The 1,414-nt window shown below is 68.4% G+C and carries 1 protein-coding gene; it reads left to right on the forward strand.

The window, feature by feature from the left end:
- Positions 1 to 223: 223 nt before the first annotated feature.
- Positions 224 to 1,414, forward strand: a 1,191-nt coding sequence (locus ACFP2T_RS47915; RefSeq protein WP_377434780.1) for an IS110 family RNA-guided transposase, incomplete at its 3' end; no start/stop codon positions are given.

Raw genomic sequence — 1,414 nt, forward strand, 5'->3', positions numbered from 1 at the left:
CGGCGGTATCGGGTCGCCGGCGCACCTGGTCCCCACCGGGCCACTGCCTTGCACGCTTGACCGTGAGAGGTCCGGCATGAGTTCCGCGGGGCCCGGTGGTCCCAGGACACGTCTGACTGGCGACAGGGCTGCGCGCCGTCGAGCGCCGATCAGTGAGCGACCGGCTTCCGTGTCCTGAGATCACCAGGTGCCCACCTGCTGCTGCAACAGCAAGGAGGACACCATGAGTGTCGAACACGATCCCTCGATGAGTCGACCAACCGCAGGAGTCGACTGGGCCAGCACGGAGCACGCCCTCGCGATTGTTGGTCCCGACGGCGTCGAGATCCAACGGATGCTCGTCGAGCACACCGCTGCAGGGCTGAGGAAGCTGCTGCGGTGCCTGCAGCAGGCCCGTGTGCTCGAGGTCGGTATCGAACGCCCCGACGGGCCCATCGTCGAGGCTCTCCTTGAGGCGGGGTTCACGGTCTTCGTGATCGCACCGAATCAGATCAAGCACCTGCGCCGACGATACGGCGCAGCCGGCAACAAGGACGACCGCTTCGACGCCTACGTCCTGGCCGATACCGTCCGCACCGATCGCCACCGTCTGCGTCCCCTCACCCTCGACTCTCCCGCGACACGGACCTTGCGGATGACCGTCCGCGCCCGCAAGGACCTCATCGCCGCCCGCGTCGCGATGGCCAACCAGCTCCGTGCCCACCTCGAACACGTCCTGCCCGGCGTGATCGGGCTGTTCCGCGACATCGACTCCGCCATCACCCTGAGTTTCCTCACCCGGTTCACGACTCAGGAACAGGTCGACTGGCTGTCGCCACGCAGACTCCAGAACTGGCTGCGCACCGTCTCCTACCCCAACCCAGCACGAGCCGGACTGCTGCACGAGCGTCTGCTCGCGTCCACCCGCGGGACCACTGGTCCTCAAGCCACCGCCCGGGCGCACGTCACCGCTGCGCTGGTGGCCGGACTCACTGCCCTGCGGGAGCAGATCGACACGTTGGAAGAGCAGATCGAAATCCAGTTGCTGCAGCATCCCGACGCGGCGGTGTTCACGTCCCTGCCCCGGGCAGGGATCGTGCGAGCGGCCCGGCTTCTGGCCGAAATCGGTGACGCCCGCGGCCGCTTCCCGACCCCGGAGGCGCTCACCTGCCTGGCCGGAGCCGCGCCCTCGACGAGGCAGTCCGGGAAGGTGAAAGTCGTCGGCTTCCGCTGGGCCGTCGACAAACAACTCCGTGGAGCAGTCATCGACTTCGCCGGCGACTCCCACCACACCAACCCCTGGGCCGCTGACCTCTACCGACGAGCCCGAACTCGGGGCCACGACCACCCCCACGCCACCCGGATCCTCGCCCGCGCCTGGCTGCACGTGATCTGGCGCTGCTGGCAAGACGGCGTGGCCTACGACCCCACCCGC

Origin of the sequence: Plantactinospora solaniradicis (genome assembly GCF_042658085.1) — a bacterium.
GTDB lineage: Bacteria > Actinomycetota > Actinomycetes > Mycobacteriales > Micromonosporaceae > Plantactinospora > Plantactinospora solaniradicis.